This window comes from Aminobacter sp. P4_D5, from assembly GCF_056401815.1.
This window is the reverse complement of sequence record NZ_JBFUIP010000758.1, coordinates 1-694: the sequence shown is the minus strand read 5'-3', so window position 1 is coordinate 694 and position 694 is coordinate 1. Positions and strand designations below refer to the sequence as shown.

The following is a 694-nucleotide window of genomic DNA, read 5'->3' as shown; positions in this document are numbered from 1 at the left end:
CCTGAGGTCGTCGCGATCGCGCCGGACGCTGTCCGGACGCCGGGCCTGCGGCTGCAGCACTGGCCGGCGCTGGCGCTGTTCTCCGCCCTGGCGATCCTGCCCGGCCTTCTCGGCGGATTCTGGACCTACAGCGTCGGCGTCTGCATGGCCAATGCGGTCGCCGTGCTGTCGGTCGGCTTCCTCCTGCGCTTCGGCGGCGAGGTCTCCATCGGCCACAGCTTCTTCCTCGCCCTTGGCGCCTATTGTACGGCGGTGATGGAGCGCGAGCTCGGCGTGTCGGTCCTCGTCAGCCTGCCGGTGGCGGCGGTGGCGGGCGCCCTGCTTGGCCTCGGCTTCGCCTGGCCGTCGCGGGCGCTCTCCGGCATCTACCTGGCCATCGCCACCATGGCGCTTGCCCTGTCGGTGCCGGAGATGATCCTGCAACTCGGCCCCATCGCGGGCGGCTACGAGGGGCTCTATGTCTCCCGCCCCGTCCTTCCCGGCCTGTCCATCGACCTGCAGCGCTACTACCTCCCCTTGCTGGCGCTCGGTCTGGTGGTCGTGCTGCTGGCGCGCTTCCGCCGCTCGCGGCAGGGGCTGGTGCTRCTGACCGCACGGGACCATCCGCGGGCCGCCGAGGCCTTCGGCTTCTCGCGTGGCTATGCCCGCCTCGCGGCCTTCGCCATCAGCGCCTCGGTCGCCGCCATCGCGGGGG

General features: G+C 72.2%; 1 protein-coding gene. It reads left to right on the top strand.

Annotation, left to right across the window (positions count from 1 at the left end):
- Window positions 1-694: branched-chain amino acid ABC transporter permease (locus tag AC1DWF_RS34810; RefSeq protein WP_476843034.1), on the top strand; the 694-nt coding region annotated here is incomplete at both ends.